The sequence below is a fragment of the Microbacterium gilvum genome (genome assembly GCF_039543865.1).
GTDB classification, from domain to species: Bacteria; Actinomycetota; Actinomycetes; order Actinomycetales; family Microbacteriaceae; genus Microbacterium; species Microbacterium gilvum.
Map to the genome: position 1 here is coordinate 1110514 of NZ_BAABKO010000001.1, position 23936 is coordinate 1134449.

General features: G+C 72.9%; 22 protein-coding genes. 11 read left to right on the forward strand and 11 right to left on the reverse strand.

The window, feature by feature from the left end; translation table 11 throughout:
* Positions 1-64: 64 nt before the first annotated feature.
* Positions 65-2332, reverse strand: coding sequence for a glycosyl hydrolase family 95 catalytic domain-containing protein (locus ABD998_RS05450; RefSeq protein ID WP_345436714.1), 2268 nt, complete (start codon positions 2330-2332; stop codon positions 65-67).
* A gap of 62 nt (positions 2333-2394) precedes the next feature.
* On the opposite strand from ABD998_RS05450, the gene ABD998_RS05455 reads away from it, so the two are divergent.
* The 3 genes from ABD998_RS05455 to ABD998_RS05465 are packed head-to-tail and all read left to right on the forward strand — an operon-like array spanning position 2395 to position 5758.
* Positions 2395-3108, forward strand: coding sequence for an alpha/beta hydrolase (locus ABD998_RS05455; protein WP_345436716.1), 714 nt, complete (start codon positions 2395-2397; stop codon positions 3106-3108).
* Positions 3109-3158: 50 nt separating this feature from the next.
* Positions 3159-4349, forward strand: a complete 1191-nt coding sequence (xylA, locus tag ABD998_RS05460) for a xylose isomerase (protein ID WP_345436718.1) — start codon at positions 3159-3161, stop codon at positions 4347-4349.
* Positions 4350-4360: 11 nt separating this feature from the next.
* Positions 4361-5758: a xylulokinase gene (locus ABD998_RS05465; RefSeq protein ID WP_345436720.1), complete on the forward strand. Its 1398-nt coding sequence runs from the start codon at positions 4361-4363 to the stop codon at positions 5756-5758.
* A gap of 46 nt (positions 5759-5804) precedes the next feature.
* Here ABD998_RS05465 and ABD998_RS05470 read toward each other — a convergent pair whose 3' ends face one another.
* The gene (locus tag ABD998_RS05470) at positions 5805-8297 is read right to left on the reverse strand and encodes a rhamnogalacturonan lyase (RefSeq protein ID WP_345436722.1); all 2493 of its coding nucleotides are present in this window, start codon (positions 8295-8297) and stop codon (positions 5805-5807) included.
* A gap of 268 nt (positions 8298-8565) precedes the next feature.
* Between ABD998_RS05470 and ABD998_RS05475 the strand changes: the two genes are divergently transcribed.
* Together ABD998_RS05475 and ABD998_RS05480 are read left to right on the forward strand one after the other, a co-directional pair.
* The gene (locus tag ABD998_RS05475) at positions 8566-9495 is read left to right on the forward strand and encodes an NYN domain-containing protein (protein WP_425562947.1); all 930 of its coding nucleotides are present in this window, start codon (positions 8566-8568) and stop codon (positions 9493-9495) included.
* Positions 9495-10244: a sulfite exporter TauE/SafE family protein gene (locus tag ABD998_RS05480; protein ID WP_345436940.1), complete on the forward strand. Its 750-nt coding sequence runs from the start codon at positions 9495-9497 to the stop codon at positions 10242-10244. The genes ABD998_RS05475 and ABD998_RS05480 overlap by 1 nt, the downstream gene beginning before the upstream one ends.
* A gap of 7 nt (positions 10245-10251) precedes the next feature.
* Here ABD998_RS05480 and ABD998_RS05485 read toward each other — a convergent pair whose 3' ends face one another.
* The 3 genes from ABD998_RS05485 to ABD998_RS05495 all read right to left on the reverse strand — a co-directional run bounded on the left by ABD998_RS05485 (position 10252) and on the right by ABD998_RS05495 (position 15154).
* Positions 10252-11202: a nucleoside hydrolase gene (locus ABD998_RS05485; RefSeq protein ID WP_345436726.1), complete on the reverse strand. Its 951-nt coding sequence runs from the start codon at positions 11200-11202 to the stop codon at positions 10252-10254.
* Positions 11203-11360: 158 nt separating this feature from the next.
* Entirely contained in the window at positions 11361-12455 is a 1095-nt protein-coding gene (locus ABD998_RS05490; RefSeq protein ID WP_345436728.1) for a 3-deoxy-7-phosphoheptulonate synthase, read from the reverse strand.
* A 173-nt stretch (positions 12456-12628) separates the two neighbouring features.
* Positions 12629-15154, reverse strand: coding sequence for an ATP-dependent Clp protease ATP-binding subunit (locus ABD998_RS05495; RefSeq protein ID WP_345436730.1), 2526 nt, complete (start codon positions 15152-15154; stop codon positions 12629-12631).
* Positions 15155-15331: 177 nt separating this feature from the next.
* Here ABD998_RS05495 and ABD998_RS05500 point away from each other — a divergent pair, with 177 nt between their 5' ends.
* From ABD998_RS05500 to ABD998_RS05510, 3 genes are read left to right on the forward strand one after another with little or no spacing between them, the layout of a single operon-like run.
* Positions 15332-15817, forward strand: coding sequence for a DUF2975 domain-containing protein (locus ABD998_RS05500; protein WP_345436732.1), 486 nt, complete (start codon positions 15332-15334; stop codon positions 15815-15817).
* Positions 15817-16056 (forward strand): helix-turn-helix domain-containing protein, encoded by a 240-nt coding sequence (locus ABD998_RS05505; protein ID WP_345436734.1) that lies wholly within the window; start codon positions 15817-15819, stop codon positions 16054-16056. The genes ABD998_RS05500 and ABD998_RS05505 overlap by 1 nt, the downstream gene beginning before the upstream one ends.
* A complete protein-coding gene (locus tag ABD998_RS05510) occupies positions 16053-16805 on the forward strand; it encodes an EI24 domain-containing protein (RefSeq protein ID WP_345436736.1) in 753 nt (250 codons plus the stop codon). The genes ABD998_RS05505 and ABD998_RS05510 overlap by 4 nt, the downstream gene beginning before the upstream one ends.
* Here the strand turns inward: ABD998_RS05510 and ABD998_RS05515 are convergent.
* Positions 16796-17179: a histidine kinase gene (locus tag ABD998_RS05515; RefSeq protein WP_345436738.1), complete on the reverse strand. Its 384-nt coding sequence runs from the start codon at positions 17177-17179 to the stop codon at positions 16796-16798. The genes ABD998_RS05510 and ABD998_RS05515 overlap by 10 nt on opposite strands.
* 222 nt (positions 17180-17401) lie before the next feature.
* On the opposite strand from ABD998_RS05515, the gene ABD998_RS05520 reads away from it, so the two are divergent.
* On the forward strand, positions 17402-17650 hold the full coding sequence (locus ABD998_RS05520; RefSeq protein ID WP_067025888.1) for a WhiB family transcriptional regulator: 249 nt from the start codon (positions 17402-17404) through the stop codon (positions 17648-17650).
* A gap of 64 nt (positions 17651-17714) precedes the next feature.
* On the opposite strand, the gene ABD998_RS05525 is transcribed toward ABD998_RS05520, so the two are convergent.
* The 3 genes from ABD998_RS05525 to ABD998_RS05535 are packed head-to-tail and all read right to left on the reverse strand — an operon-like array spanning position 17715 to position 21079.
* Positions 17715-19208: a sensor histidine kinase gene (locus tag ABD998_RS05525; RefSeq protein ID WP_345436746.1), complete on the reverse strand. Its 1494-nt coding sequence runs from the start codon at positions 19206-19208 to the stop codon at positions 17715-17717.
* Positions 19209-19217: 9 nt separating this feature from the next.
* Complete coding sequence (locus ABD998_RS05530; protein WP_345436748.1) at positions 19218-20438, reverse strand: AAA family ATPase; 1221 nt, start codon at positions 20436-20438, stop codon at positions 19218-19220.
* Positions 20435-21079 carry an SAF domain-containing protein gene (locus ABD998_RS05535; protein ID WP_345436750.1) on the reverse strand — a complete coding sequence of 215 codons (645 nt, stop codon included), beginning with the start codon at positions 21077-21079 and terminating at the stop codon, positions 20435-20437. Before ABD998_RS05535 ends, ABD998_RS05530 begins: the two co-directional genes overlap by 4 nt.
* Positions 21080-21176: 97 nt before the next feature.
* Between ABD998_RS05535 and ABD998_RS05540 the strand changes: the two genes are divergently transcribed.
* Positions 21177-21443, forward strand: a complete 267-nt coding sequence (locus tag ABD998_RS05540; protein ID WP_345436752.1) for a helix-turn-helix domain-containing protein — start codon at positions 21177-21179, stop codon at positions 21441-21443.
* Positions 21444-21488: 45 nt separating this feature from the next.
* On the opposite strand, the gene ABD998_RS05545 is transcribed toward ABD998_RS05540, so the two are convergent.
* Positions 21489-22106, reverse strand: coding sequence for a hypothetical protein (locus ABD998_RS05545; protein ID WP_345436754.1), 618 nt, complete (start codon positions 22104-22106; stop codon positions 21489-21491).
* Between the two features lie 134 nt (positions 22107-22240).
* Here ABD998_RS05545 and ABD998_RS05550 point away from each other — a divergent pair, with 134 nt between their 5' ends.
* Positions 22241-22678, forward strand: coding sequence for an Rv3235 family protein (locus tag ABD998_RS05550; protein WP_345436756.1), 438 nt, complete (start codon positions 22241-22243; stop codon positions 22676-22678).
* On the opposite strand, the gene ABD998_RS05555 is transcribed toward ABD998_RS05550, so the two are convergent.
* Positions 22679-23908 carry a pyridoxal phosphate-dependent aminotransferase gene (locus tag ABD998_RS05555; RefSeq protein ID WP_345436758.1) on the reverse strand — a complete coding sequence of 410 codons (1230 nt, stop codon included), beginning with the start codon at positions 23906-23908 and terminating at the stop codon, positions 22679-22681.
* Between the last annotated feature and the right edge of the window lie 28 nt (positions 23909-23936).

Below are 23936 nucleotides of genomic sequence, written 5' to 3' on the forward strand. Positions count from 1 at the left end.
CTGCGCCGCGATCCCTCCCGGGATCCTACGTGCTCGCCGCGGGCGGCCTGCGCCATCGGGCGGCTCACGGCGCGGCGGCGGCGAGCACCGTGTCCTCGTCGGACGACAGCACCAGGTCGTGATCGGCACCGCCGTGCCGCACGCGCGCGGCTCCGCCGCGCCCCGGGAGCGCCCGCAGCCGCGCCTCGACGAGCACCCTCCGCCGCCAGACGAGCGACACGACGATGCCGGGGCGCGCGACGAGCCCCGAGACGGCGCCGTCGTCGAGCCCGGGCGGAAGGCACGGCAGCAGCTCGACGATGCCGCGATGGCTCTGCAGGAGGCACTCCGCGACGGCCGCCGTGAATCCCAGGTTGCCGTCGATCTGGAAGGGCGGATGGGCCGCGAGCAGGTTGGCGTAGAGCCCGCCGGCTTCGCGCCCCTCGACGCCGCGTGCGTCGCGGAAGAACAGCTCGACGAGCGCGCCGACGCGATCGGCGCGTCCGAGCCGCGCCCACAGCGCCGTCTTCCACGCGAGCGACCATCCCGTCGAGTCGAGCCCGCGGCGGTCGAGCGACCGCGCGGCCGCCGCCGCGAACACGTCGTCGGCCGCGTCGCCGGGGAAGAGCGGATACAGATGGCTGACGTGCCGGTGGTGCGGGTCGACGGTGTCGGGGTCGCCCTCCCACTCGACGACCCCGCGCGCGGTCGCACGCGCGGCGACCGGGGGGATGCGCGCGCGTGCGGCGCGGGCCTCCTCGACGAGCGGGTCGCCGTCGGGCCCGAGCGCGCACACGGTGTCGAGGATCTCCGCGGCGAGCGCGAGGTCCATCGTGCTCGAGACGCCGAGCGCCGTCTCCCGGCCGTCTCGCGTGCGCAGGAGGTTCTCGGGGGACGTCGACGGCAGCGTGCCGAGGGAGCCGTCCGGCCGCTCGACGAGCAGGTCGAGCGCGAACGCCGCCGCGCCCCGCGCGAGGGGACGCAGCGTCGCCTCGACAAAGCCCTCCGGTGCGGATCCGAAGCGCTCGTGCTCGACGAGGTGCCGCACGAGCCATGCCCCGGCCCACGGCCAGTAGGCCCACGAGGGGTCGCCGTGGCCGCAGCCGACGCCGGCGGTGAAGGCCCAGGCGTCGCTGTTGTGGTGCGCCGCCCAGCCGCGAGCACCGAAGTCGTGCGCGGCCGTCACGGCTCCCCGCTCGGCGAGCGCCTCGGTGAAGCGGATGAGCGGCTCGACCGTCTCGGGGAGCGCCGTCGTCTCGGCCGCCCAGTAGTTCATCTGCGTGTTGATGTTGAGCGTGTAGTTCGAGCTCCACGGCGGCCGCATGTCGGCGTTCCACAGACCCTGGAGGTTCGCGGGGAGCCCGCCGGGCCGCGAGGACGACATCAGGAGGTATCGGCCGTAGTCGAACAGGGTCGCGACGAGATCGGGGTCCGACGCCGCGACGGAGCCCGCCGCGCGCGCCGCGGCCATCCGCTCGTGCGTCGTCCCGGGGCGCGCGGGGCCGGCGTCGAGCTCGACGCGGTCGAACAGCGCGCCGTGGGCGGCGACGTGCTCGGCTCGCAGCCGCGCGAATCCCGCGGCGAGCGCCGCGTCGACGCGGTCGCGAGCGCGGCGCTCGGCGTCGTCCGCCGACGACAGCGGCGCCGTCGGCCCCGCGTACGTCGACTCGATCGCGACGACGACGAGCATGCGATCTCCGTCGAGCCGCGCGCGCACGACGACGACGGCCTCCACGGTCTCGCCCGGCCCCTCGGGCCAGATCGCGGCCGCACGCGCCGGCTCGTGCCCTGGCGCGACGTCGAGGGGCGCCCGCAGCCGCACGACGAGCCCGTCGGCGTCCTCACAGCGCGCCGTCTCGGCGAGGGGCGAGGTGAACGAGAGCGCGACGTCGGCGGCGGTCACGGCGTGCACGACCACGTGCGCCGGAGCCGACGCGAACGTCTCGGCCGACACGGCGCCCGACGACGCGCGATGGATGCCCGTCGAGAGGTCGAGCGCCCGCTCGACGCCGGCCGCCTCGTCTCCGCCCACGATCACGAGCCGGCCGACCGGCAGGAAAGCCTGTCCGTAGTCCGATTGGCGCCGTTGCAGCAGGGCGGTGGCGTCGTCGACCCGCCCGGCGTCGACCGCGATCCGCGCCTCCTCGAGCAGACGCCGTGCCTCCACCGCGCCGACGGGGCGCTGCGCCTCGTCCCGCAGCGGGCCGCCCGACCAGACGGACTCCTCGTTGAGGTCGATCACGGCGGGGAAGCCGCCCCACGCCATCGCACCGAGCCGTCCGTTCCCGAGCGGCAGCGCCTCGAGCCACCCGGCGGCTGCCCCCGCGAACCGCAGGCTTCGTCGTCGACCCATGCGCGCTAGTTTGTCGTCCTGCAGAACAAAACTCAACACCCGTCCGACCCATGGAGGGCCCATTGACCGCGCGATTCCTTCCCGCCTCCCGCGACGCCGGCGAGCGCGCCGCCATGCTCGTCCTCCCCGGCGGCGGCTACGACCACCACGCCCCGCACGAGGCGGAGGCGATCGGCGAGTGGCTCAACGGACTCGGCGTCCACGCCCTCGTGCTGCGCTACCCCGTCGCACCGCACCGCCATCCCGAGCCCGTCGCCGCAGCACGACGCGCCCTCGTCGACCTGCGAGCCGGCGAGTTCGGCGCCGTCGACGCCGCGCGCGTGGGCGTGGTCGGGTTCTCGGCGGGCGGCCATCTCGCGGCGATGCTGTCGAATGCGCCGACGGCGGCGGAGCGCGCCGTGCACGCGCTCGACGACCGCCCCGACCTCGCCGTGCTCGGCTACCCCGTCATCTCGATGACCGATCTCCCCCACGAGGGCTCGGCGGTCGCGCTGCTCGGCCCGGGGGCGTCGCGCTCCGTGCGCGCGGCCGTCGACGCCGACCGGCTCGTCGACGCCGGCACGCCGCCGACGTTCCTCTGGCACACCGCCGAAGACGGCGCCGTTCCGCCGACCCACTCGCTCGCGTACGCCCGCGCGCTGGCGCTGCACGAGGTCCCCGTCGACCTGCACCTCTACGCCGAGGGCGAGCACGGCAGGGGACTCGCGGTCGGGCTGGGACCGCTCGCCGGCTGGTCGGCTCTCGCCGCCGAGTGGCTCGCCGGGCACGGATGGTGATAAGTTCTAGTCAACAACATTTCACCGACGACGTTGAAGGCGGATTCCCCATGTCGCTCACCCCCACCCCGGCCGACAAGTTCTCGTTCGGCCTCTGGACCATCGGCTACAACGGCACCGACCCGTTCGGCGGACCCACGCGGCCCGCGCTCGACGTCGTGCACGCGGTCGAGAAGCTCGCCGAGCTCGGTGCCTACGGGCTGACGTTCCACGACGACGACCTCTTCGCGTTCGGATCCTCCGACGCCGAGCGGCAGACGCAGATCGACCGGCTGAAGGGCGCCCTGGCCACGACGGGCGTCGTCGTGCCGATGGTCACGACCAACCTGTTCAGCGCGCCCGTCTTCAAGGACGGCGGCTTCACCTCCAACGACCGGCAGGTGCGCCGGTTCGCCCTGCGCAAGGTGCTCCGCAACATCGACCTGGCCGCCGAGCTCGGCGCGCAGACGTTCGTCATGTGGGGCGGCAGGGAGGGCGCGGAGTACGACTCCGCGAAGGACATCCGCTCGGCGCTCGAGCGCTACCGCGAGGCCGTCAACCTCCTCGGCGACTACGTCACCGACAAGGGCTACGACATCCGGTTCGCGATCGAGCCCAAGCCCAACGAGCCGCGCGGCGACATCCTCCTTCCCACGCTCGGCCACGCGATCGCGTTCATCGACTCGCTCGAGCGCCCCGAGCTCGTCGGCCTCAACCCCGAGGTCGGCCACGAGCAGATGGCGGGCCTCAACTTCACGGCCGGGATCGCGCAGGCGCTGTTCCACGGCAAGCTCTTCCACATCGACCTCAACGGCCAGCGCGGCATCAAGTACGACCAGGACCTCGTCTTCGGCCACGGCGACCTCCACAACGCGTTCTCGCTCGTCGACCTGCTCGAGAACGGCGGCCCCGGCGGCGTGCCGGCCTATGACGGCCCCCGCCACTTCGACTACAAGCCGAGCCGCACCGAGGACGAGAACGGCGTGTGGGAGTCCGCAGCCGCGAACATGCGCACCTACCTCCTCCTCAAGGAGCGGGCCGCGGCCTTCCGCGCCGACCCCGAGGTGCAGGAGGCGCTCGCGAGCGCGAAGGTGCTCGAGCTCGCCGAGCCGACCCTGAACGCGGGCGAGTCGTACGACGACCTCCTCGCCGACCGCTCCGCGTTCGAGGACTTCGACGCCGACGCGTACCTCGGCGGCAAGGGCTTCGGCTTCGTCCGCCTGCAGCAGCTCGCCACCGAGCATCTGCTCGGCGCGCGCTGAGGGGCGAGCGGATGGCCCTCGTCGCGGGTGTCGACTCCTCCACGCAGAGCTGCAAGGTCGTCGTGCGCGACGTCGCCACGGGCGATGTCGTCCGGACGGGCCGCGCAGGCCATCCCGATGGGACGGAGGTCGATCCGGCGCACTGGTGGACGGCGCTGCGCGCGGCCCTCGCCGACGCGGGCGGTCTCGACGACGTCGCAGCCGTGTCGATCGCCGGCCAGCAGCACGGGATGGTCGTGCTCGACGCCGCGGGCGAGGTCATCCGCCCCGCGCTGCTGTGGAACGACACGCGCTCGGCGTCCGCCGCGGCCGACCTCGCGCGCGAGGTCGGCGCCGCGGCGTTCGCCGAGCGCGCCGGCCTCGTGCCCGTCGCCTCGTTCACGGCGACGAAGCTGCGCTGGCTCGCCGACCACGAGCCGGAGAACGCCGGGCGCGTGGCGGCCGTGGCCCTCCCCCACGACTGGCTGACGTGGCGCCTGCGGGGCTACGGGCCCGCGGGCGCCTCGCGCCTCGGACCCGTCCTCGACGAGCTCGTCACCGACCGCTCCGACGCGAGCGGCACGGCGTACTTCGATCCGGCCGGCGGCTCCTACGACCGCGAGCTGCTGTCGCTGGCCCTGCGTCGCGACGGCGCGGACATCGTGCTGCCGCGCGTGCTCGGGCCGTCCGAGCACGTCGACGGGCCGGGCTTCGTCGTCGCCGCTGGCGCGGGCGACAACGCCGGCGCCGCCCTCGGGCTCGACGCCAGGGCGGGCGACGTCGGCGTGTCGATCGGCACGTCGGGCACGGTCTTCGCGGTGACGGATGTCGCGGTGCGCGACGCGACCGGGACGGTCGCGGGCTTCGCCGATGCGGCAGGCGGTTTCCTCCCCATCGTGACGACTCTCAACGCGGCGCGCGTCCTGGATGCGACGGCCGCGCTGCTCGGCGTCGACCACGCCGAGCTCGCCCGGCTCGCGCTCGCCGCAGAGCCGGGCGCGGGCGGTCTCGTGCTGCAGCCGTGGTTCGAGGGCGAGCGCACGCCGAACCTGCCCGATGCCACCGCGACGCTGTTCGGGATGACGCTCGCGGCGACGACGCGCGAGAATCTCGCGCGCGCCGCCGTGGAGGGCGTGCTGTGCGGCCTCGCGGAGGGGCTCGACGCCATCCGCGCGCACGGCGTGGAGGCGCGCCGCGTGCTGCTCGTGGGCGGCGCGGTGCAGAGCCCCGCCGTCCAGGCGGTCGCGGCGCAGGTTCTCGACGCGCCCGTCGTCGTCCCGGAGCCCGGCGAGTACGTCGCGCTGGGCGCCGCCGTGCAGGCGGCGTGGGCTCTGACCGGCGAGCGCCCGTCATGGCCCGTGCGGCTCTCCGCCGAGCTCGCGGCCGACCCGAGGCCCCTCGTGCGCGCGCAGTACGCGGCCCGGCGGTGAGCCGGCGGCCGCCGGGACCATCCCCGGCGGCCGCCGACCGGCCTCCTCAGCGGCCGGTGCGCAGCGTGAGCTCCCACGACGCGTCGCCCGTGAGCGCGTACCACGCCCGCGGGACCGCGGTGATGGCGACGCCGTCCTTGGCCCGGTGGAACCCCGGCGCGACGAGCTCGCCGTCGACGTAGTAGTCGACGCCGTCGGCATCCGGCACGACGTAGCCGTCCGACCCCTTGCCAGGCTTGTCGACGGCCGTCGGCGCGGGGGCGGAGACGACAGTCGTGTAGACGGGGACGTCGGCGAAGTCGGTGTCGGACGCGAGCCGGTAGCTCGTGTAGCTCGGTTGGTTGTACGTCGTGTTCTGCCGCGCCACCTCCGCTCGATACTGCGGATCGTGCAGCAGGGTCGTGAGCGCGCGGTCGGTCACCTCGGTGGACAGGTAGATGCGGATCTCGGTGCTGTCGGCCGATCGCACGAGCAGTTCCTCGCGCCAGTCGCCGAACACGTCCGCGACGAGCGAGGGGTTGCCCTTCGTGCCGTTGTTCGAGCGCGATCCCTCCGCCTGCAGCAGCACGGCGCCCGCTCCGTCGACGATGGAGACCTCCTCGTCGCCGTAGCCCTGCACGATCTGGGTCGTGCCGTCGGCGGCCCACCGGATCGACTGGTTCGTGCCGAGCCCCTCGATGGAGCCGGCGCTGCCAGGAGGCATCGAGGCCCAGTACTCGAGCCCGGGCGAATCCGGGTCGATGTCGCCGACCATCCCGCGGCCGGTGTCCTTGCCGGAGTACTCCCCCGCGAGCACCTCCCCTGTCGCGGCATCGCGGAGCGCCCATCCGTAGGGCGCCGAGGTGCCGCCCTCGTGGACCGTGAAGATCTCGAGGCCCTCGCGATCCGGCAGGATGTCGGTGACGTGCATGGCGTCGCCGTGGCCCAGGCGCGCAGACGTCCCGGGGGCCGCGCTGCCCTCCGGCATCTCGGCGAACGAGCTGTACAGCAGCGAGCCGTCGTCGTCGATGGTCGCCGAGCCGTAGACGACCTCCTGACGGCCGTCGCCGTCGACGTCCGCCGCCGAGAGCGAGTGGAAGCCCTGGGTGGTGAGCGTGCCGAACTCGGGATCCGTGCCGTCGACGCCGTGCGGCGAGTCGTTGAACGGGTTGTCCATGGGAGCGTGCCCGCTGTCGACGAACCAGCGCTCGGCGAGATGCTCGCCGTCCCAGTCGTAGGCGACGAGCGTCGAGCGCGTGTAGTAGCCGCGCGCGAAGACGGCGGAGGGATGCGCGCCGTCAAGGTACGCCACGCCAGCCAGGAAGCGGTCGTTGCGGTTGCCCGGCTCGATGCGCGCCATGGCGTAGTCGCCCCACAGCAGGCCGTCGTCGTCGCGGCCCGGCTTGTAGTCGACCGTCTCGAGCTCGGCGCCCGTCTCGCCGTCGAAGACGGTGAGGTACTCCGGGCCGGTGAGCACGAAGCCCTCGAAGCTCCGCAGCTGGTTGCGGGCCGAGCGGCTGGGCGCGTACACGTCGATGAAGTGGTCGACGAGCGCGGCGGCGTCCGCCTCCGAGAGCGGGTAGTCGTACTGGGGCGAGATGCCGAAGGCCTCCTCGAGGCTCGCCGGCCACTGGCCGGACACGACCTCGTCGCGCGACGACCATCCCCGGAAGACGTCGACGAGGTGGAGCCGGTAGTCCTCGGCCGACATGCGGTAGTCGTCCTGGTCGGTGACGCCGGCGGCCGCGTCGTCGGCCGCGATCGTCACGTAGTCGGTCTCGCCGTCCGCCGTCACGCTCGTGCCCGGCGCCGTCTTCGTCATGATCTCCGCGCGGCCGTCGCCGTCGAAGTCGTACACCATGAACTGCGTGTAGTGGGCGCCGGAGCGGATGTTGACACCCAGGTCGATGCGATGCAGGAGCGTGCCGTCGGCTTCGTACGTGTCGAGGTACGTGTTGCCCGTGTAGCCCACCTGCGAGACGTCCTTCGCGTTGGACGGGTACCACTTCACGACGTACTCCAGGTCGCCGTCGCCGTCCATGTCGCCCACCGACATGTCGTTGGCCGAGTACGTGTAGGCCTCGCCTGCGGGCGTCACGCCGTCCGCCGGCTTCTGCAGCGGGAGCGACGCGGAGGCGCCGTTCCAGGGCTCGACGGCATCGCTGCTCGCCAGCTCGACGCCGTTCACCACGGGGACGACCCGGTAGGAGGCGCCGGAGACGCCGTCGGCATCGAGGAGGTTCGTGCTGCCGGAGACCGTCGCGATGCGGACGTCGTCGCGGTAGACCGCGAAGTCAGGACCTTCCATCCCGTTCTCGCCTGCGCCCGTGGTCTCCTCGGCGAGCAGACGCCAGCTGAGGTACACGCCGTCGTCGGTCTGCGCCGCGACGAGCCCGCGATCGAGGTGCTCGAGCTGAGGCGCGATCGACGACGCCGCGGGAGGCGGGGAGGCGCCCTCGGCGTGCGCGACGACGCCGGGCAGCGTCGCCGCCAGGGTCGCGGCGAGTGCGCCGACTCCGGCGCGCGCTGCCCACCCCTGACGGGCGGATGGTCGGATCATGTCGGGACTCCTCATCGTCGTCGATGCGGTGCAAAACGTTTCACAGGCAGAGAAAACGCTTTCCGCGGGATCTCGACGCTACCGTCCCGTGCGCGACGACGACAACCCCGCGCTGCCCATCCGACCGGGCACCGGCGCGCACCGCTGCCGCGGCACCCGACACGGCTACGCTCGTAAGCGCCCCCGTCCCCCATCTCCAGGAGCAGCCGTGCCCGAGAGCCATGAGGACGGCCGCGTCGCCGTCTACCTCGACTTCGACAACATCGTGATGTCGTGGTACGACCGGGTCCACGGCCGCAACTCCTACAGCCGCGATCGCGCCCGCATCGCCGAGAACCCGCAGGACCCCGAGATCGCCGAGCGCCTCGCCCGCGCCACCGTCGACGTCGGGGCGATCCTCGACTACTCGTCGTCCTACGGGACGCTCGTGCTCACGCGCGCATACGCCGACTGGTCCAGCCCCGTCAACGCCGTGTACCGCCAGCAGCTCGTCGCCCGCGCCGTCGACCTCGTCCAGCTCTTCCCCGCCGCCGCCTACGCGAAGAACGGCGCGGACATCCGCCTCGCCGTCGACGCGGTCGAGGACATGTTCCGGCTGCCCGACCTCACGCACGTCGTCGTGGTCGCAGGCGACAGCGACTACGTGCCCCTCGCCCAGCGGTGCCGTCGCCTGGGACGCTATGTCGTCGGCGTCGGGGTCGCCGGCTCGACGGCGAAGTCGCTCGCCGCCGCGTGCGACGAGTTCGAGCCGTACGACTCGCTCCCCGGGGTCGTCGTCCCGCCGAAGCCCGCCAAGGCCAAGGCAGAGGAGAAGGCCTCCGACGGCACCACGGCGGAGGAAGCCAAGCCGACGGACGACGCGAAGGCGGAGGAGCCCCGCACCAAGCCGCGCACGCGTCGCGCCTCCAAGCCCAAGCAGGAGGAGGCGGAGACGTTCCTCGCGTTCGACGAGACGCCGCCCGAGGATCTGCACGCGGCCGCGAGCCGCCTTCTCGAGCGCGCGCTGCGGGTCGGCAAGGGCGACGACGCCGGGTGGCTGCACAGCTCGGCCGTCAAGCAGCACATCCGGCGTATGGACCCCTCGTTCAGCGAGAAGGCCCTGGGATACCGCTCGTTCTCCGACTTCCTGAAGTCGCGCGACGATCTCGCCGAGCTGGAGGAGACCGGTCACGAGCGCCTCGTCAGGCTGAAGGCGTGATCGCCGAGCTGACACCGCTCGTCTGGACCATCCTCGCTCTCGGCGCCCTCGTCGTCGGGCTGTCGAAGACGGCGGTGCCCGGAGGCGGCACCCTCGCCGTCGCGCTCTTCGCGGCCGTCCTGCCGGCCAAGGAGTCCACCGGCACGCTGCTGCTCCTGCTCATCGTCGGCGACATGTTCGCGCTCCTCTCCTACCGGCGGCACGCCGACTGGCGGGTCATCGTGCGGATGGCGCCCGCCGTCGTCGTGGGGCTGGCCCTCGGATGGGCGTTCCTCGCGGTCGCGGACGACGGGTGGGTGCGCCGCCTCATCGCCGTCCTGCTCCTCCTCGTCGTCGGCGTGACCCTGTGGCGCCGGCGCGCCCAGGCGCGCACGGGCGGCGAAGCGCCCGTGGGCTCCGGCGCGGTCGCGGCATGGAGCTACGGCTCGCTGGGCGGGTTCACCACCATGGTCGCGAACGCCGCCGGACCCGTCATGTCCATGTACTTCCTCGCGGCGAAGTTCCCCGTGAAGGCGTTCCTCGGCACCTCGGCGTGGTTCTTCGCGATCGTGAACATCGCGAAGCTGCCGTTCTCGATCGGGCTCGGGATCATCACGCCGTCGTCGCTGATGCTCGACCTCGTGCTCGTCCCCGCCGTCATCGTCGGAGCGCTCATGGGACGCCGGCTCGCGGCGCGGATGGACCAGCGCCTCTTCGACCGCGTGGTCATCGTGCTGACGGTCGTCGGGGCGCTCTACCTCCTCGTCTGACCGCGCCTCAGGGAGCGGCGGCGATGAGGTCGATCATGCGCGCCTCGAAGCCCGGTTCCACCTCGAGCACCACGCGGTGACGCGCCCCGGCCATCTCCGGCCATCCGCGCCACATGCCCCGGAGATCGGCGACGGTCCTGCCGCGGTTGGGTCCGTGCGTCGTGTCGACCTCGACGTGCACGACGGGCGCGACCACGGTCGACACGAGGCCGCAGCCTACGGCGACGGCGAGCGCGTCGTGGTTGGCCGAGCTCCGCTCGCCCGTCACGCCCTCGTAGAACCCGAAGTAGTAGTCGAGAATGTCGGCCGCATAGCGTCCGGCGCGGCCGCCCGCCGCGAGCCGGGAGCGGTCGTCCTCGTCGAGCCGAGAGCGCATGGTGACGTCGAGGCCGACCACGGTGACGGGCCAGCTCGCCTCGAACACGCGCTGCGCAGCCTCGGGGTCGTGCCAGATGTTCGCCTCCGCACCGGGCGTCACGTTGCCGGGGACGAACGACGCGCCGCCCATGATCGTCACGGCGCGGATGCGGCCGGCGAGCCCGGGATCGGCGTCGAGCGCGTGCGCGAGGTTCGTGAGCGGACCCACCGCGACGATCTCGAGCTCGCCCTCGTGCGCTCGGCTGAGGCGCAGCAGCATCTCGACGGCCGTCTCGTCCGCGAGCGCGGGCGCGAAGGCGAGATCGGCCTTGCCTCCCTGGCCGTCGGCACCGTGCACCTCGGGAGAGAACTCCGCGACGCTCCCGTCGTACGGCCCCGCGGCGCCCTTCGCCACCGGCACGTCGACGCGCCCCGCGACGTCGAGCACGTACGCGGTGTTGCGCGCAGCCTGATCGACGTCGATGTTGCCCCACGTCGTGGTGCAGCCGAGCAGCTCGATCTCGGAGGAGAGGCTCGCGGTCAGGATGGCCAGGGCGTCGTCGATGCCGGTATCGACATCCAACACGATCTTCGTCGTCACCGTACGAGCCTACGCCGCCCGTGTGTCCGGCTCGTGACGCCCGCGGAGACGGAAGAGGCCCGGGAGCAGCAACTCCCGGGCCATCCACATCCGGTTACGAGAATATGTCGCCTCCCTGTCAGAACACTGAGTACGCAGACGGAGACCCGGTCAGATCGTCAGCTCATCCCGGTGTTCACCTCAGCAGTGTGCTCACGACGGCGGATGACCGCCCCCGCCAACGCGGCGAGCACCTCCTCCGACGCCTCCCACGACATGCAGGCGTCCGTGACGCTCTGGCCGCGCACGAGGCCGCTCGGTCCCGCCGCGACGTCGAGGCTCTGGGCGCCGCCGACGAGGAAGCTCTCCAGCATGACGCCCGCGATCGGGCCGCCCTGCGCCACCTGGTCGGCCAGCTCGCGCGCGACCTCCGCCTGACGGACGTGGTCCTTGCCGCTGTTCGCGTGGCTCGCGTCGACGACGAGGCGCGGTGCGAGGCCCGCGGCGGACATCCGCTCCGCCGCGCGTGCGACGGAGGCGGCATCCGCGTTCGGCCCGTCCGCGCCTCCTCGCAGGATGACCGTGGTGTCGCGGTTCCCGGTCGTCGTGACGAGGCTCGCCCGGCCGTCCTCGCCGATCCCCAGGAACGCCTGCGGGGCGGAGGCGGCGAGCGACGCGTCGAGCGCGACCTGCAGGCCGCCGTCGGTGCCGTTCTTGAACCCGATCGGCATCGACAGGCCCGACGCCAGCTGCCGGTGGATCTGGCTCTCGGTCGTCCGCGCGCCGATCGCGCCCCACGCCACGAGGTCGGCGATGTACTGCGGGCTGATCGGCTCGAGGAACTCCGTCGCGCAGGGGAGCCCGAGGGCGGTCACGTCGAGGAGGAAGCGCCGGGCCATCCGCAGCCCCGCCACGATGTCGTGGCTCCCGTCGAGGTGCGGGTCGTTGATGAGGCCCTTCCAGCCCACCGTCGTGCGCGGCTTCTCGAAGTAGGTGCGCATGACGACGAGCAGCTCCCCCGCGTGCCGGTCGGCGGCCGCCCGCAGCCGGCGCGCGTAGTCGAGCGCGGCGTCGGGATCGTGGATGGAGCAGGGCCCGACGACGACGAGCAGGCGGTCGTCGAGGCCGGCCATGACGGCACGCACGTCGTCGCGGGCGCGCACGACGACATCCGTCTGAGCGGCCGACGCGGGGAGGTCGGCCGCGAGACCTGCAGGGCTCGGGAGGGGGGTGAACGAGGTGACGCGGAGGTCGGAGGCCTCGAGGGTGTGCATGGCGGGTCCTGTCCTGATCGGGGCGGACCCTCGCAGAGCCCGCCGGAAACGGCGCAGGGCAGAGCTCTCGCTCTGCCCTGTCGGCTCGGGAGGGGTGGGATGCGCTACATCGCGATCGGCCCCTCCGGAGCCGACTCGTCATACGCATACCAACGCCCGGTCATGCCGCCACCCTACTGCATGGCGGGCACGGCCGCCGTCACCCGGATGCCGTCGCCGTCGGCGTCGACGCGCACCGCGCCGCCGTCTGCCAGCTCGCCCGACACGAACAGGTCGGAGATCCGGTCGTCGACCTCGCGCTGGATGAGTCGCCGCAGCGGTCGTGCGCCGAACTCCGGCTCGTAGCCGTGCTCGGCGAGCCAGGCCGATGCCGCGTCGGTGACCTCCAGCGCGACCTCGCGGCGCGCGAGCCTCGTGCGGGTGGCGTCGAGCAGAAGTCCCACGATCCGCGCGAGCTGCGCCTCGTCGAGGCGGCGGAACAGGACGATCTCGTCGATGCGGTTGAGGAACTCGGGCCGCATCGACTCGCGCAGCCTGCCCATGACGCGGTCGCGGAGGTCCTTCTCGTCGAACTCGCGGCCGGAGGCCGAGAAGCCGATGGCGCCCGCGCGCGAGGCGAGGAACTCCGATCCGAGATTCGAGGTCATGACGATCACCGTGTTGCGGAAGTCGACCGTCCGCCCCTGACCGTCGGTCAGCCGGCCGTCGTCGAGCACCTGCAGCAGCAGGTTGAACACGTCGGGGTGCGCCTTCTCGATCTCGTCGAACAGCACGATCGAGTACGGGTTGCGACGCACGCGCTCGGTGAGCTGCCCTGCCTCGTCGAAGCCGACGTATCCCGGAGGGGCGCCGACCAGGCGCGACACGGTGTGCCGCTCGCCGAACTCGCTCATGTCGAAGCGGATGACCGCGCCCTCGTCGTCGAAGAGGTTCGCGGCGAGCGCCTTCGCGAGCTCGGTCTTGCCCACTCCCGTCGGGCCGAGGAAGAGGAACGATCCCACCGGCCGGTGGGCGTCGCCCATGCCCGTGCGGGTGCGGCGCACGGCGCGCGAGACCGCGGCGACGGCGTCGTGCTGTCCGATCACCCGGGTGTGCAGGGCATCCTCGAGGCCCGCGAGCCGCTCGCGCTCGGTCTCCTCCAGCCGCGCCACGGGGATCCCCGTGGCGCGGCTCACGACGGCCGCGATCTCGGCCTCCCCGACGACGGCGGGGCCGCCGGCCGCACGGCCGGTCGCCTCCGCGAGACGCCCCTGCACCGCGGCGATCTCGTCCCGCAGGCGCGACGCCTCCTCGTAGTGCTCCGCGGAGACGGCGGCGTTCTTGTCGGCCTCGAGCTCGGCGAGCCGGGCGACGAGCTGCTGCGCGTCGACGGGTGCGCCGAGACGCAGGCGCAGACGCGCCCCCGCCTGGTCGACGAGGTCGATGGCCTTGTCGGGGAGGACGCGCTCGGGAAGATACCGGTCGCTCAGCTCGACGGCGGCGCGCAGGGCGTCGTCCGTGAACGTGACGCGGTGGTGCTCCTCGTATGCGGAGCGCAGCCCCTGCAGGATCGCGACCGCGTCCTGCACGGACGGCTCGCCCACGCGGACCGGCTGGAAGCGCCGCTCGAGGGCGGCGTCCTTCTCGATGACGCGGTACTCCTTGAGGGTGGTCGCACCCACGAGGTGGAGCTCGCCGCGGGCGAGGCGCGGCTTGAGGATGTTGCCGGCGTCCATGGCGCCGTCGCCGCTGCCGCCCGCGCCGACGAGCATGTGGATCTCGTCGACGAAGAGGACGAGCCCGCCCTCGTGCGCGGCGATCTCGTCGAGCGTCTTCGTGAGGCGCTCCTCGAAGTCGCCGCGGTACCGCGTGCCCGCGAGCATCGCCGGCAGATCGAGCGCGATCACGCGCGTGCCGCGGAGCTGCTCGGGGACGGCGTCCGCGACGATCGCCGAGGCGAGCCCCTCGACGATCGCGGTCTTGCCGACCCCGGCCTCGCCGACGAGCACGGGGTTGTTCTTCGTCCGGCGCGAGAGGATCTCGATCGTCTGCTCGATCTCGTCGGCACGGCCGATCACGGGATCGAGGGCGCCCTCGCGCGCCCGCGCGGTGAGGTCGGTGCCGAAGCGCTCGAGAAGCGACTGCCCTGCCTGCGCGGCGGTCTCCGCCGGCGCGGACGAGGCGCCCTGGGGGCCGACAGCCTCGCGCGCACCCTGCGTCAGCGCCTCGGCCGTCACGCCGGCACGCGCGAGGATCTGCCCGGATGGGGAGTCCTGCGCGAGCACGAGCGCGAAGAAGAGGTGCTCGGGGTCGACATAGGTGGAGCCCGACGACCGCGCGACCTGGAACGCGTGGAACAGCGCGCGCTGCACGGCCTGCGTGACGCTCGCGGCGTCGACGTCGGCGGGCTCGCCTGAGCGCGGGAGCCGCTCCTCCGCGGCGCGCGCGATCCCCGCCGGGTCGGCTCCGACCCGGCCGACGGCGTCGGCCACGGCGGGATCGTCGGCGAGCACGCGGAGCACGTGCAGCGCGTCGAGCTCGTGCTGCCCCCGCTGCAGGGCGAAGCGGCCCGCGCGCTGCAGCAGCTCCTGCGTGCGCGCGCTGAGGAAGCGGCTGAGGTCGATGGAGCGGCTCGCGCGAGCGCGCTCGCCCTGCAGATACCGCGCGAGGAACTCGTCGAACGAGCTCGGCCCGTCCTGCGGGAAGTTGTTCTCGGGCATGTCCCGGTCTCTCCTTCGAAGTTGCGTCGTTCCGCATCAAGAATGGAACTTGAGTCGGAGTGTATCAAGCACAACACCGAGCGCGACGGCGTATTCCCCGGAGACTTCTCGACAGAGATCTCACGGTGATCTATCGTTTATCGATAGCTTCTTCTCGATTCTCGATCTGGAGGTGCCATGGGGCGAACGGCCATCGCCATCCTGCGCGTCGTCATCGCGCTCGCACTCGCGGGCTCCCTGATCGTCCAGGCCGTGCTCGTGCCGCTGCTCTGGCAGGACCTCGACGCGGCGCCGCCCGCGGCGCGGATCGCGGTCACGGCGATCGCCGTCGCCGGTGTCGGCACCATGCAGGTCTTCGCGGTGTGCGTCTGGCGCCTGCTGACGCGCGTGCGACGCGGTTCGATCTTCCAGGAGCGCTCGTTCCGCGACGTCGACGTCATCACGGGCGCGGTCGTCGCGGCATCGGCACTGCTCCTCGCACTCGCCGTGCTCCTCGCCCCCGGCGGCACCGCTCCCGGCGTCGTCGGGCTGATCTGCGGCGCCTCGGTCGTCCTCGCCGGGATGGCCCTGCTGGTCGTCGTGCTCAAGGCGCTGCTGCGCCAGGCGATCGCGCGCGAGGATGAGGCCCGCGCACTCCGCGACGAGCTCGGCGGGGTCATCTGATGGCGATCGTCATCGACATCGACGTCATGCTCGCGCGCCGCAAAATGCCGGTGGGCGTTCTCGCCGACCGGATCGGGATCACACCGGCGAACCTCGCCGTGCTCAAGAACGGGAGGGCCAAGGCCGTGCGGTTCTCGACCCTCGACGCCCTGTGCACGGCGCTCGAGTGCCAGCCGGGCGACATCCTGCGGTGGGAGCCCGACGACGGGCACCGCGCTGCGGCGACAATGGAGGGGTGAACGAGCTGCTCCACGGCGCGCGCCTGCTGCTGAACGGATTCGGATGGTGGGCCGTGCGCCCGCGGGTGATGGCCACCGCGCTCATCCCGGCGGCGATCGTCGGGGCCCTCATGGCCGCGGGGCTCGTCGCGCTGGGCGCGTTCCTGCCCGCGATCGTCGAGGCGCTCACGCCGTGGGCCGACGCCTGGGCGGCGTTCTGGGCGGGCGCCCTCCGCGTCCTCATCGGCGTCGCGGTCCTTGCGGCAGGCGTCGTCGTGGCCGTCACGACGTTCACGGCCCTCACGCTGCTCATCGGAGAGCCCTTCTACGACCGCGTCTGGCGATCGGTCGAGGAGAGGCGCACAGGAGACGTGCCGGAGGCGCGCTACGGCCTCGTGCGCGCGGCCGGCGATGCCGTGTCGCTCATCGCGCGCGGTCTCGCGATCGCCGTCCTCTCCGTGGCGCTCGGCTTCGTGCCTGTCGCGGGTGCCGTGCTCGCGGCGGTCGCAGGGGCCTCGCTGAGCGGCTGGGTGCTCGCCGACGAGCTCACGACGCGCGCACTGTCGGCCCGAGGCCTCGACGGCCCGGCGCGACGGGCGCTGCGCCGCGCGTCACGCGGGCGCGTGTGGGGCTTCGGCGTGGCGACGCACCTGCTCCTCATGATCCCGCTCGCGGCGATCGTCACGATGCCCGCGGCCGTGGCCGGCAGCACGCTGCTCGCGCACGAGCTGATCGAGCGGGGCGTCCGACCGGCCAGCGCTCAGGACTGAGGAGCGCGCCCCGCGTCGCGCACCGCCAGAAGGAGGAGCGCGAAGACCCCCAGGGCGGGAGCGGCGAGCGCGACGGCCGTCCCGGGATGGGCGAACTCGCCCGTGGCGGCGCCGATCGCGACGGCCACGACGAGCAGCTGCACGACGATCGCCCCCGATCGCGCCCACGACCGGTCGCGCGCGATGCCCACCGCGAACGCCGCGACGGCGGCCGCTCCGACGAGCGTCAGCACGAGGAGCGCGATCGCCGAGGGATACGACGTCACATCGGCCGAACCGAGCGCGACGACCTGCCATCCGGCGAGGGCGAGCACGCACGCTGCCTCGATGCCGACGAGGAGGGACGCGATCCGTCCGGCGACTCCCGCACGCATGCCCTCTCCTCGTTCTCGGCACGCACCGCCCGCCGACGATCAGGGAACGGCCAGAAAAAACCCTTGCCCGAAATCGACGCGTGTATGACAATTGTTAACGGTGTGTTTCCCACAGCGCGGTGGGGCGAGGCCCCGAGGGTCCGTCGCACATCCAGCGTAAATCCACCCGCAATCCCACGCTGTGCTTTCCCTGAGAAACCCCACCCCGCAAGGAGCATCCCTATGGACTGGCGCGACAAGGCCGCCTGCCTCACCGTCGACCCCGAGCTGTTCTTCCCCGTCGGGAACACCGGCCCGGCGATCGACCAGATCGAGAAGGCGAAGTCGGTGTGCGCGCGCTGCACGGTCACGGAGGTCTGCCTCCAGTACGCCCTCGAGACCGGTCAGGACTCGGGCGTCTGGGGTGGTCTGAGCGAGGACGAGCGCCGCGCGCTGAAGCGCCGCGCCGCCCGCGCCCGCCGCGCCAGCTGACGCGGCGCCACTCCCTTCGAAGAAGCCCCGCCTCGGCGGGGCTTCTTCGCGTCTGCCGCCGGCGTCAGCCGCGCAGCCAGCGCAGCGGGACGGAGATGGTCACCTGGGTGCCGCCGTGGAACGGCGTCTCCGGTTCGTCGATGCTCGACCAGTCGATCGTCCCCGACAGCTCGCCCTGGATGAGGGTCCGCACGATCTGCGTGCCGAGGCCGCGCCCCACCTGCCCGTCGGGGAGGCCGCTGCCGGTGTCGCGCACGCGCACCTCCAGCACGTCGTCGTCGCGCTCCGCGACGATCTCGACGTCTCCCTCGCGTCCGGCGAGACCGTGCTCGACGGCGTTCGTGACGATCTCCGTGAGCGCGAGCGCGAGCGGCGTCGCATACGCGCTCGGCAGCGTCCCGAACTTCCCCGTGGTGCGCGTGTGGGCGACGGTGTTCTGCGCCGCGGCGACCTCGGCGACGAGGCGGAGCACGCGGGCGAACACCTCGTCGAAGTCGACGTTCTGGGCGAGGCCCTCCGACAGCGTGTCGTGCACGACGGCGATGGCGGCCACGCGCTGCATCGCCTGGAGCAGCGACTCCCGCGCCTCGTCGGACGACGTGCGGCGCGCCTGGATGCGCAGCAGCGAGGCGACGGTCTGCAGGTTGTTCTTGACGCGGTGGTGGATCTCCCGGATCGTCGCGTCCTTGGTGATGAGCTCCTGCTCCTGGCTGCGCAGCTCGCTGACGTCGCGGCACAGCACGATGGCGCCCGTGCGGTGCCCGTGGTCCTTGAGCGGGATGGCGCGGAGGGACACCGTCACGCCGCGCGCCTCGACGTCGCTCCGCCACGGCTGCCGGCCGGAGGTGAGGATCGGGAGCCGCTCGTCGGTGTCCCACGAGGCGGGGAGGATCTGGGCGGTCACCTCCGTGAGGGACTCCCCCTCGAGCTCGTCGGCGAAGCCGATGCGGTTGAACGCGGAGAGGGCGTTGGGGCTCGCGAAGGTCACGATGCCGTCGACGTCGAGGCGGATGAGGCCGTCGGCCGCGCGCGGAGCGCCGCGGCGAGGGCCGGTGGGGGCGGAGAGGTCCGGGAAGTCGCCCGTCGCGATCATGCCGAACAGGTCGTCGGCGCAGTCGTTGAACGTGATCTGCTGGCGCGACGGCGTCCGCACGTCGCCGAGGTTGGTGTGGCGTGTCAGCACGCCGATGGCGTGCAGGCCGCCGTCCTCGTGGATGGCGATGGGCACGGCCCGCACGCGCGTCGGCGTCTCCTCGAACCACTCGGGCGAGGACGAGTCGACGATGCGCACGCTCTGGAACGCGTCGCGCACCTGCGCCTGCCACTGCGGACGCACGCGGCCACCGACGATGTCGCGGTAGAACAGCGTCGCCGCACCGCCGGGCCGCGTGTGCGCGACGGCGACGAAGGACTCGTCGGCCGTGGGCACCCAGACGACGATGTCGGCGGACGCGAGGTCGGCGAGGAGCTGGCCGTCCCCGGCGAGACGGTGCAGCCATTCGATGTCGGATTCGCTCGAACGGCCCTGGGCGGAGACGAGATCGCTGAGGGTCGACACGCGACGAGTCTATGCGGGCGCGCGCCCCGCGACCGGCAGCGCCGTCTCCGCCACGCGCGCCGCCACGCGCCGGACGGCCTGCGACAGAGCCGACCTCGGCGCGATCTCGCCCACGGGCCTCGCCTGCAGCATGGCGGCGTCGGCCGCGCGCCCGTCGTAGGGCAGGAAGTGCACCTCCGCGATGCCGGCGAAGCGGTCGAGCGTGCGTCTCACCTGGCCGCGCGGGTCGATGCCGAGCGGGCCGGATCGGAGGCGGTTCACGACGACGTGCACGGGAGCGGTGCCCACGACTGCCCGCAGCTCGGCGTACCCTCTCAGGAACCGGGCGATGCCGACGGGATCGGCCGACGCGACGGCGACGACGACATCCGCCTCCCGGAGCGCGGCCTGCGCGGCGGCGTTGCGTCGCGGGCCGTCGACGAGGTCGCTGGAGATCTCCTCGTCGGCCTCGAGCGAGGCGGCGACGTCGACGACGGACAGATCCGCCCAGGATCGGCACGCGTCGAGGGCCGCCGAGACCCGGCGCTCCGACAGCTCGGGCCAGCGCCCGGCCCGGTTGAGCCCCGTGAGCACGTCGACGACCCCGTCGGCGCCCCCGACGGGGATGCTGAGCCGGGTGAGCTCTGCGGCGTCGAGCGCGCCGACCTCCGCCTGACGGCAGGCGGCGGCGAAGCCGGGCCCCTCGTCGGCGAGCCCGAGCGCGATCGCGACCGACGGAGCGTGCGTGTCGGCGTCGACGAGCGCGACGTGGCCGCGCCGCCTCGCCGTCTCCACCGCGAGCTCGATCGACGTGGTCGTCCGCCCCGGCGCCCCGTGCGGGCCCCACACCGCCACGACGGCGCCCGGAGTCGTCCGCCTGCCCGGCTCGGCGACGAGGCCGTCTCGGACGGCCGCGGCGATCCGCCACCCGTCGGCCGTCGAGGGCAGGGGCTCCGCGATGCCGAACGCCCGGGCGATGCGCACGTCGGAGGAGCGGTCGGCCAGGGCGACGACGCGCACGCCGTGACGATCGCAGGCGCCGATGAGACCGGCTGTCAGGACCCCGCGAGAAGACGGGACGACGATCGCCTCCGCGCGGGAGAGCGCATCCCACAGCGGCGACGCGGGATCGCCGAGCGCCGCGGCGGTCTCGTCAGGGGCGATCGTCGCGATCACCGCGAGACCCGCGTCCTCGAGATCGGCGGCGAGCCGGGCGGCGAGCGCAGGAGGGAGCGCCACGATGACGTTCACGGCGCCGCCTGCGGCACGGCGGACAGCGCCGCCCCCGAGGCGACCGCAGCGAGAACGGCCGCGACGTCGTCGCGGCCCACGACGAGCTCGATCGACGCGCCGGAGGCGCCCATGACCGTGTCCTCCCGCGCGACCGCGCCCACCACGGCGTCGGCGACGAGCACGCGCGGGTCGTCGTAGACGCCGCCGTCCAGCAGCGGCGCGCTCCAGAGCTCCACGGGCGTTCCCGGCTCGACCGCGCCGGGAACGTCGACCGCGCTGCGAACGACGACCGTCGTGACGGCGGAGCTCTCGGCGGAGGAGACGGCGGCGCTCGGCACGAGCTCGCCCTCCGCGATCGTGCGGTTCGCGACGACGCCCTCCTCCAGCTCATGCGGAGCCAGGTAGCCGTCCACAGCGGACCCGAGCGCGACGTCGACGACCGCGAGGTCAGCTGCGGTGACGGCCTGCCCCGGCACGATGGTCGACGAGGCGGCGAGGACGGGGGTCGTCTGGCGTGCCGCGGCGACCACCCACCACACCCCCGCGACGGACACGGTGATGAGGGCGAGGCCGATGAAGAACCGGGCATCGGTCCAGAACGTCCGCGGTGCACGGGGCGCCTGCTCACCGGGTGCGCGGCGCGGAGACGGGGAGATCATGACCGCCATGGTGGCCGATCCGCCGTCCGCCCGTGAAAGTTATCCACAACGCGCCGCGCCCCTGGAGGCCAGGGCCGCAGCGGCCCATAATCGTGTCATGCCCGAAGCACCCGCCTCGCGCTACCTCTCCCCCGCGCAGGTGGCCGAACTGCTCGACCTCGAGCCCGACGAGGTCCTCGAGCTGATCGCCGCCGGACGCCTGCGGGGCGCCCGCCTCGGCGCGCCCGCGCGCTGGCGCGTCGAGCGCGCGAGCGTCGAGGAGTATCTCGTCGAGCAGCACGAGGACAGTCGGCGCCGTGCACTGTGGCGCGAGTCGAACGCCGCCAGCTTCCCCGAGCTCTGGGTGCCCCGTCGCGAACGGTGACGACCCGGGCACGACCTGGACTGTGCCGGGCACGACCTGTCCTGCTCAGGGTTCCACGACCCCGGAGCTCGCATCGACCCGCACCCACGCCACCGCCTCGAAGGCGATCACGCGGTAGCCCGTGACCTCCGACGCGCGGCGCGGCGAGCCGGCGTCGTGCACCGCGAGATCGAGGTGGTCGGCGCCGACCCTGTCGAGCGTCCCGGTGAGGGCGCGCCCCGATACGACGCCGACGACCACGGGAACGCGACGGCGTGCGAGATCGCGCAGGGCGAAGCCGAACGTGATCCGCTGTGCGAGGCGTCCCTCCGGCGGCGACGGCCGCGCGCTGCGCAGCACCTCGCCGTGCGCGGCGCCGAGGGATCGCAGCGCCCGCAAGGGGAGGACGACGATCGCCCCCTGCGCCTCGCTGCCCGTCGCGCGAGCACGCACGGCCATCCAGTCGGCGCCGACGGCGTCGATCGTGGCGTCGATCGCCGACCCGTCCGACATCTCGAGGGAGACCGACGGCGCGGGGGCGGCGGCGAGCGCGACGAGCCGCGATCGCAGCTCGAGGCGCGCGACGCGCACCCGCTCCGCCTCGGAGTCGAGGGCCGCCCGCTCGGCCTCCCACTCCGCAGCGAGCTGGTCTTCCAGGTCCTCGAAGAATCGTTCCCAGCGCATCTGCGTGAGCGTAGGCGAAACGACAGCTGCCCGAGGAGGCCTCTCCACAGGCTTCTATGCGGTGTTCCGACTCGGCGACGGCGGCTGGTTCACTCGCCCCACTCTCTCCCCGCGCTCTCATGAAAGGCGTCCCCATGTCCCCGCATGCCGCCGAAGCACCGCACCGCCGGCGTCCGGCGCGCGCCGTCGACGTCGACGATCTGTTCGCGCCGCAGCGCACGGCGCGATCGGATCTCCCCGATCCGGATCCGCTCGTGGAGGCGCTCACGCGCGGCGTGCTCGAGGTGCTGTCGGGGGCCCGTGACCCCGATCAGCTCGCGCGGTGGCTCTCGGAGGACGCCTACCTCGCCCTCGTCACCCGGGCGAACCTGTCGCGACGGGCGCGCAGCGCACGGCGCATCCCCTCCCACCGGCCGGTCTTCGCGGTGCGGACGATGCGGTCCATGGAGCCGGCCGACGGCGTCGTGGAGAGCGTCGTGGTGGTCGCGATGCCCGATCGCACTCGCGCCATCGCCCTGCGGCTCGAGGGGCTCGACGGGCGATGGCGCGCCACCGACATCCGGATCCTGTGATCAGGCCTGACGGTACGACGCGAGGAAGTTGCCGAGCCGTTCGATCGCCTCGCTGAGCACGCGCGCCTCCGGGAGCGTCACGACCCGCAGGTGGTCGGGCGTGGGCCAGTTGAAGCCGGTGCCCTCCACGAGCAGGATGTGCTCGGAGACGAGCAGGTCGTAGATGAGCTGCTTGTCGTCGCGGATCTCGTGCACCTCGGGGTCGAGGCGCGGGAACGCATAGAGCGCCCCCTTGGGCTGCACGCACGAGACGCCCGGGATGGCCTCGAGCTTCTGCCACGCGACGTCGCGCTGCTCGTGCAGGCGCCCCGTGGGGGCGATGAGCGCGTCGATCGACTGCACGCCCGTCAGGGCGGCGAGCACGGCGTGCTGCGCGGGGACGTTGGCGCACAGGCGCGTCGAGGCGAGCAGCTGGATTCCCTCGAGGAACCCCTTGGCGTGCGTCTTGGGGCCCGTGATGACCATCCAGCCGGACCGGTACCCCGCGACGCGGTAGGTCTTCGAGAGGCCGTTGAACGTGAGCACGAGGAGGTCGGGGGCGACGGTGGCCGTGGGGATGTGCACGGCGTCGTCGAAGAGGATGCGGTCGTAGATCTCGTCGGACAGGACGAGCAGAGAGTGCTCGCGCGCGATCTGCGTGAGCCCCTCGAGGAGCTGCCTGCTGTAGACGGCGCCCGTCGGGTTGTTGGGATTGATGATGACGATCGCCTTGGTGCGCGGGGTGATCTTCGAGCGGATGTCCTCGAGGTCGGGCTGCCAGCCGTTCTCCTCGTCGCACAGGTAGTGCACGGGGGTGCCGCCGGACAGGCTCGTCATCGCCGTCCACAGCGGGTAGTCGGGCGCGGGGATGAGCACCTCGTCGCCCTCGTCGAGGAGCGCCTGCATCGTCATCGTGATGAGCTCGGACACCCCGTTGCCGAGGTAGACGTCGTCGGGGTCGACGTGCGGGAAGCCCGGCGTCTCCTCATAGCGGCTGACGATGGCGCGCCGCGCGGGCAGGATGCCGCGGCTGTCGCTGTAGCCGTGGGCGTACGGCACCGCCTCGATCATGTCGCGCACGATCTGGTAGGGGGCCTCGAACCCGAAGATCGCAGGATTGCCGGTGTTGAGCTTGAGGATCGAGTGGCCATCCGCCTCCAGGCGCGTCGCCTCCGCCAGTGCCGCCCCGCGGATCTCGTAGAGAACGTTCTGGAGCTTGGCGGACTGGCCGAGGGGACGGAGGGAGTTCATCGCCCCAGGATATGCCCGGCCGTCGGCC

Bases quoted from the DNA above. Each gene is read 5' to 3' on its own strand.
- ABD998_RS05515 (WP_345436738.1), bottom strand. From the start codon at position 17,179: ATGCGTGCGGGAGTCGCCGGACGGATCGCGTCCCTCCTCGTCGGCATC.
- ABD998_RS05535 (WP_345436750.1), bottom strand. From the start codon at position 21,079: ATGATCTCCCCGTCTCCGCGCCGCGCACCCGGTGAGCAGGCGCCCCGT.
- ABD998_RS05450 (WP_345436714.1), bottom strand. From the start codon at position 2,332: ATGGGTCGACGACGAAGCCTGCGGTTCGCGGGGGCAGCCGCCGGGTGG.
- ABD998_RS05540 (WP_345436752.1), top strand. From the start codon at position 21,177: ATGCCCGAAGCACCCGCCTCGCGCTACCTCTCCCCCGCGCAGGTGGCC.
- ABD998_RS05465 (WP_345436720.1), top strand. From the start codon at position 4,361: ATGGCCCTCGTCGCGGGTGTCGACTCCTCCACGCAGAGCTGCAAGGTC.
- ABD998_RS05555 (WP_345436758.1), bottom strand. From the start codon at position 23,908: ATGAACTCCCTCCGTCCCCTCGGCCAGTCCGCCAAGCTCCAGAACGTT.
- ABD998_RS05505 (WP_345436734.1), top strand. From the start codon at position 15,817: ATGGCGATCGTCATCGACATCGACGTCATGCTCGCGCGCCGCAAAATG.
- ABD998_RS05475 (WP_425562947.1), top strand. From the start codon at position 8,566: ATGTCGTGGTACGACCGGGTCCACGGCCGCAACTCCTACAGCCGCGAT.
- xylA (WP_345436718.1), top strand. From the start codon at position 3,159: ATGTCGCTCACCCCCACCCCGGCCGACAAGTTCTCGTTCGGCCTCTGG.
- ABD998_RS05500 (WP_345436732.1), top strand. From the start codon at position 15,332: ATGGGGCGAACGGCCATCGCCATCCTGCGCGTCGTCATCGCGCTCGCA.
- ABD998_RS05520 (WP_067025888.1), top strand. From the start codon at position 17,402: ATGGACTGGCGCGACAAGGCCGCCTGCCTCACCGTCGACCCCGAGCTG.
- ABD998_RS05470 (WP_345436722.1), bottom strand. From the start codon at position 8,297: ATGATCCGACCATCCGCCCGTCAGGGGTGGGCAGCGCGCGCCGGAGTC.
- ABD998_RS05490 (WP_345436728.1), bottom strand. From the start codon at position 12,455: ATGCACACCCTCGAGGCCTCCGACCTCCGCGTCACCTCGTTCACCCCC.
- ABD998_RS05495 (WP_345436730.1), bottom strand. From the start codon at position 15,154: ATGCCCGAGAACAACTTCCCGCAGGACGGGCCGAGCTCGTTCGACGAG.
- ABD998_RS05545 (WP_345436754.1), bottom strand. From the start codon at position 22,106: ATGCGCTGGGAACGATTCTTCGAGGACCTGGAAGACCAGCTCGCTGCG.
- ABD998_RS05550 (WP_345436756.1), top strand. From the start codon at position 22,241: ATGTCCCCGCATGCCGCCGAAGCACCGCACCGCCGGCGTCCGGCGCGC.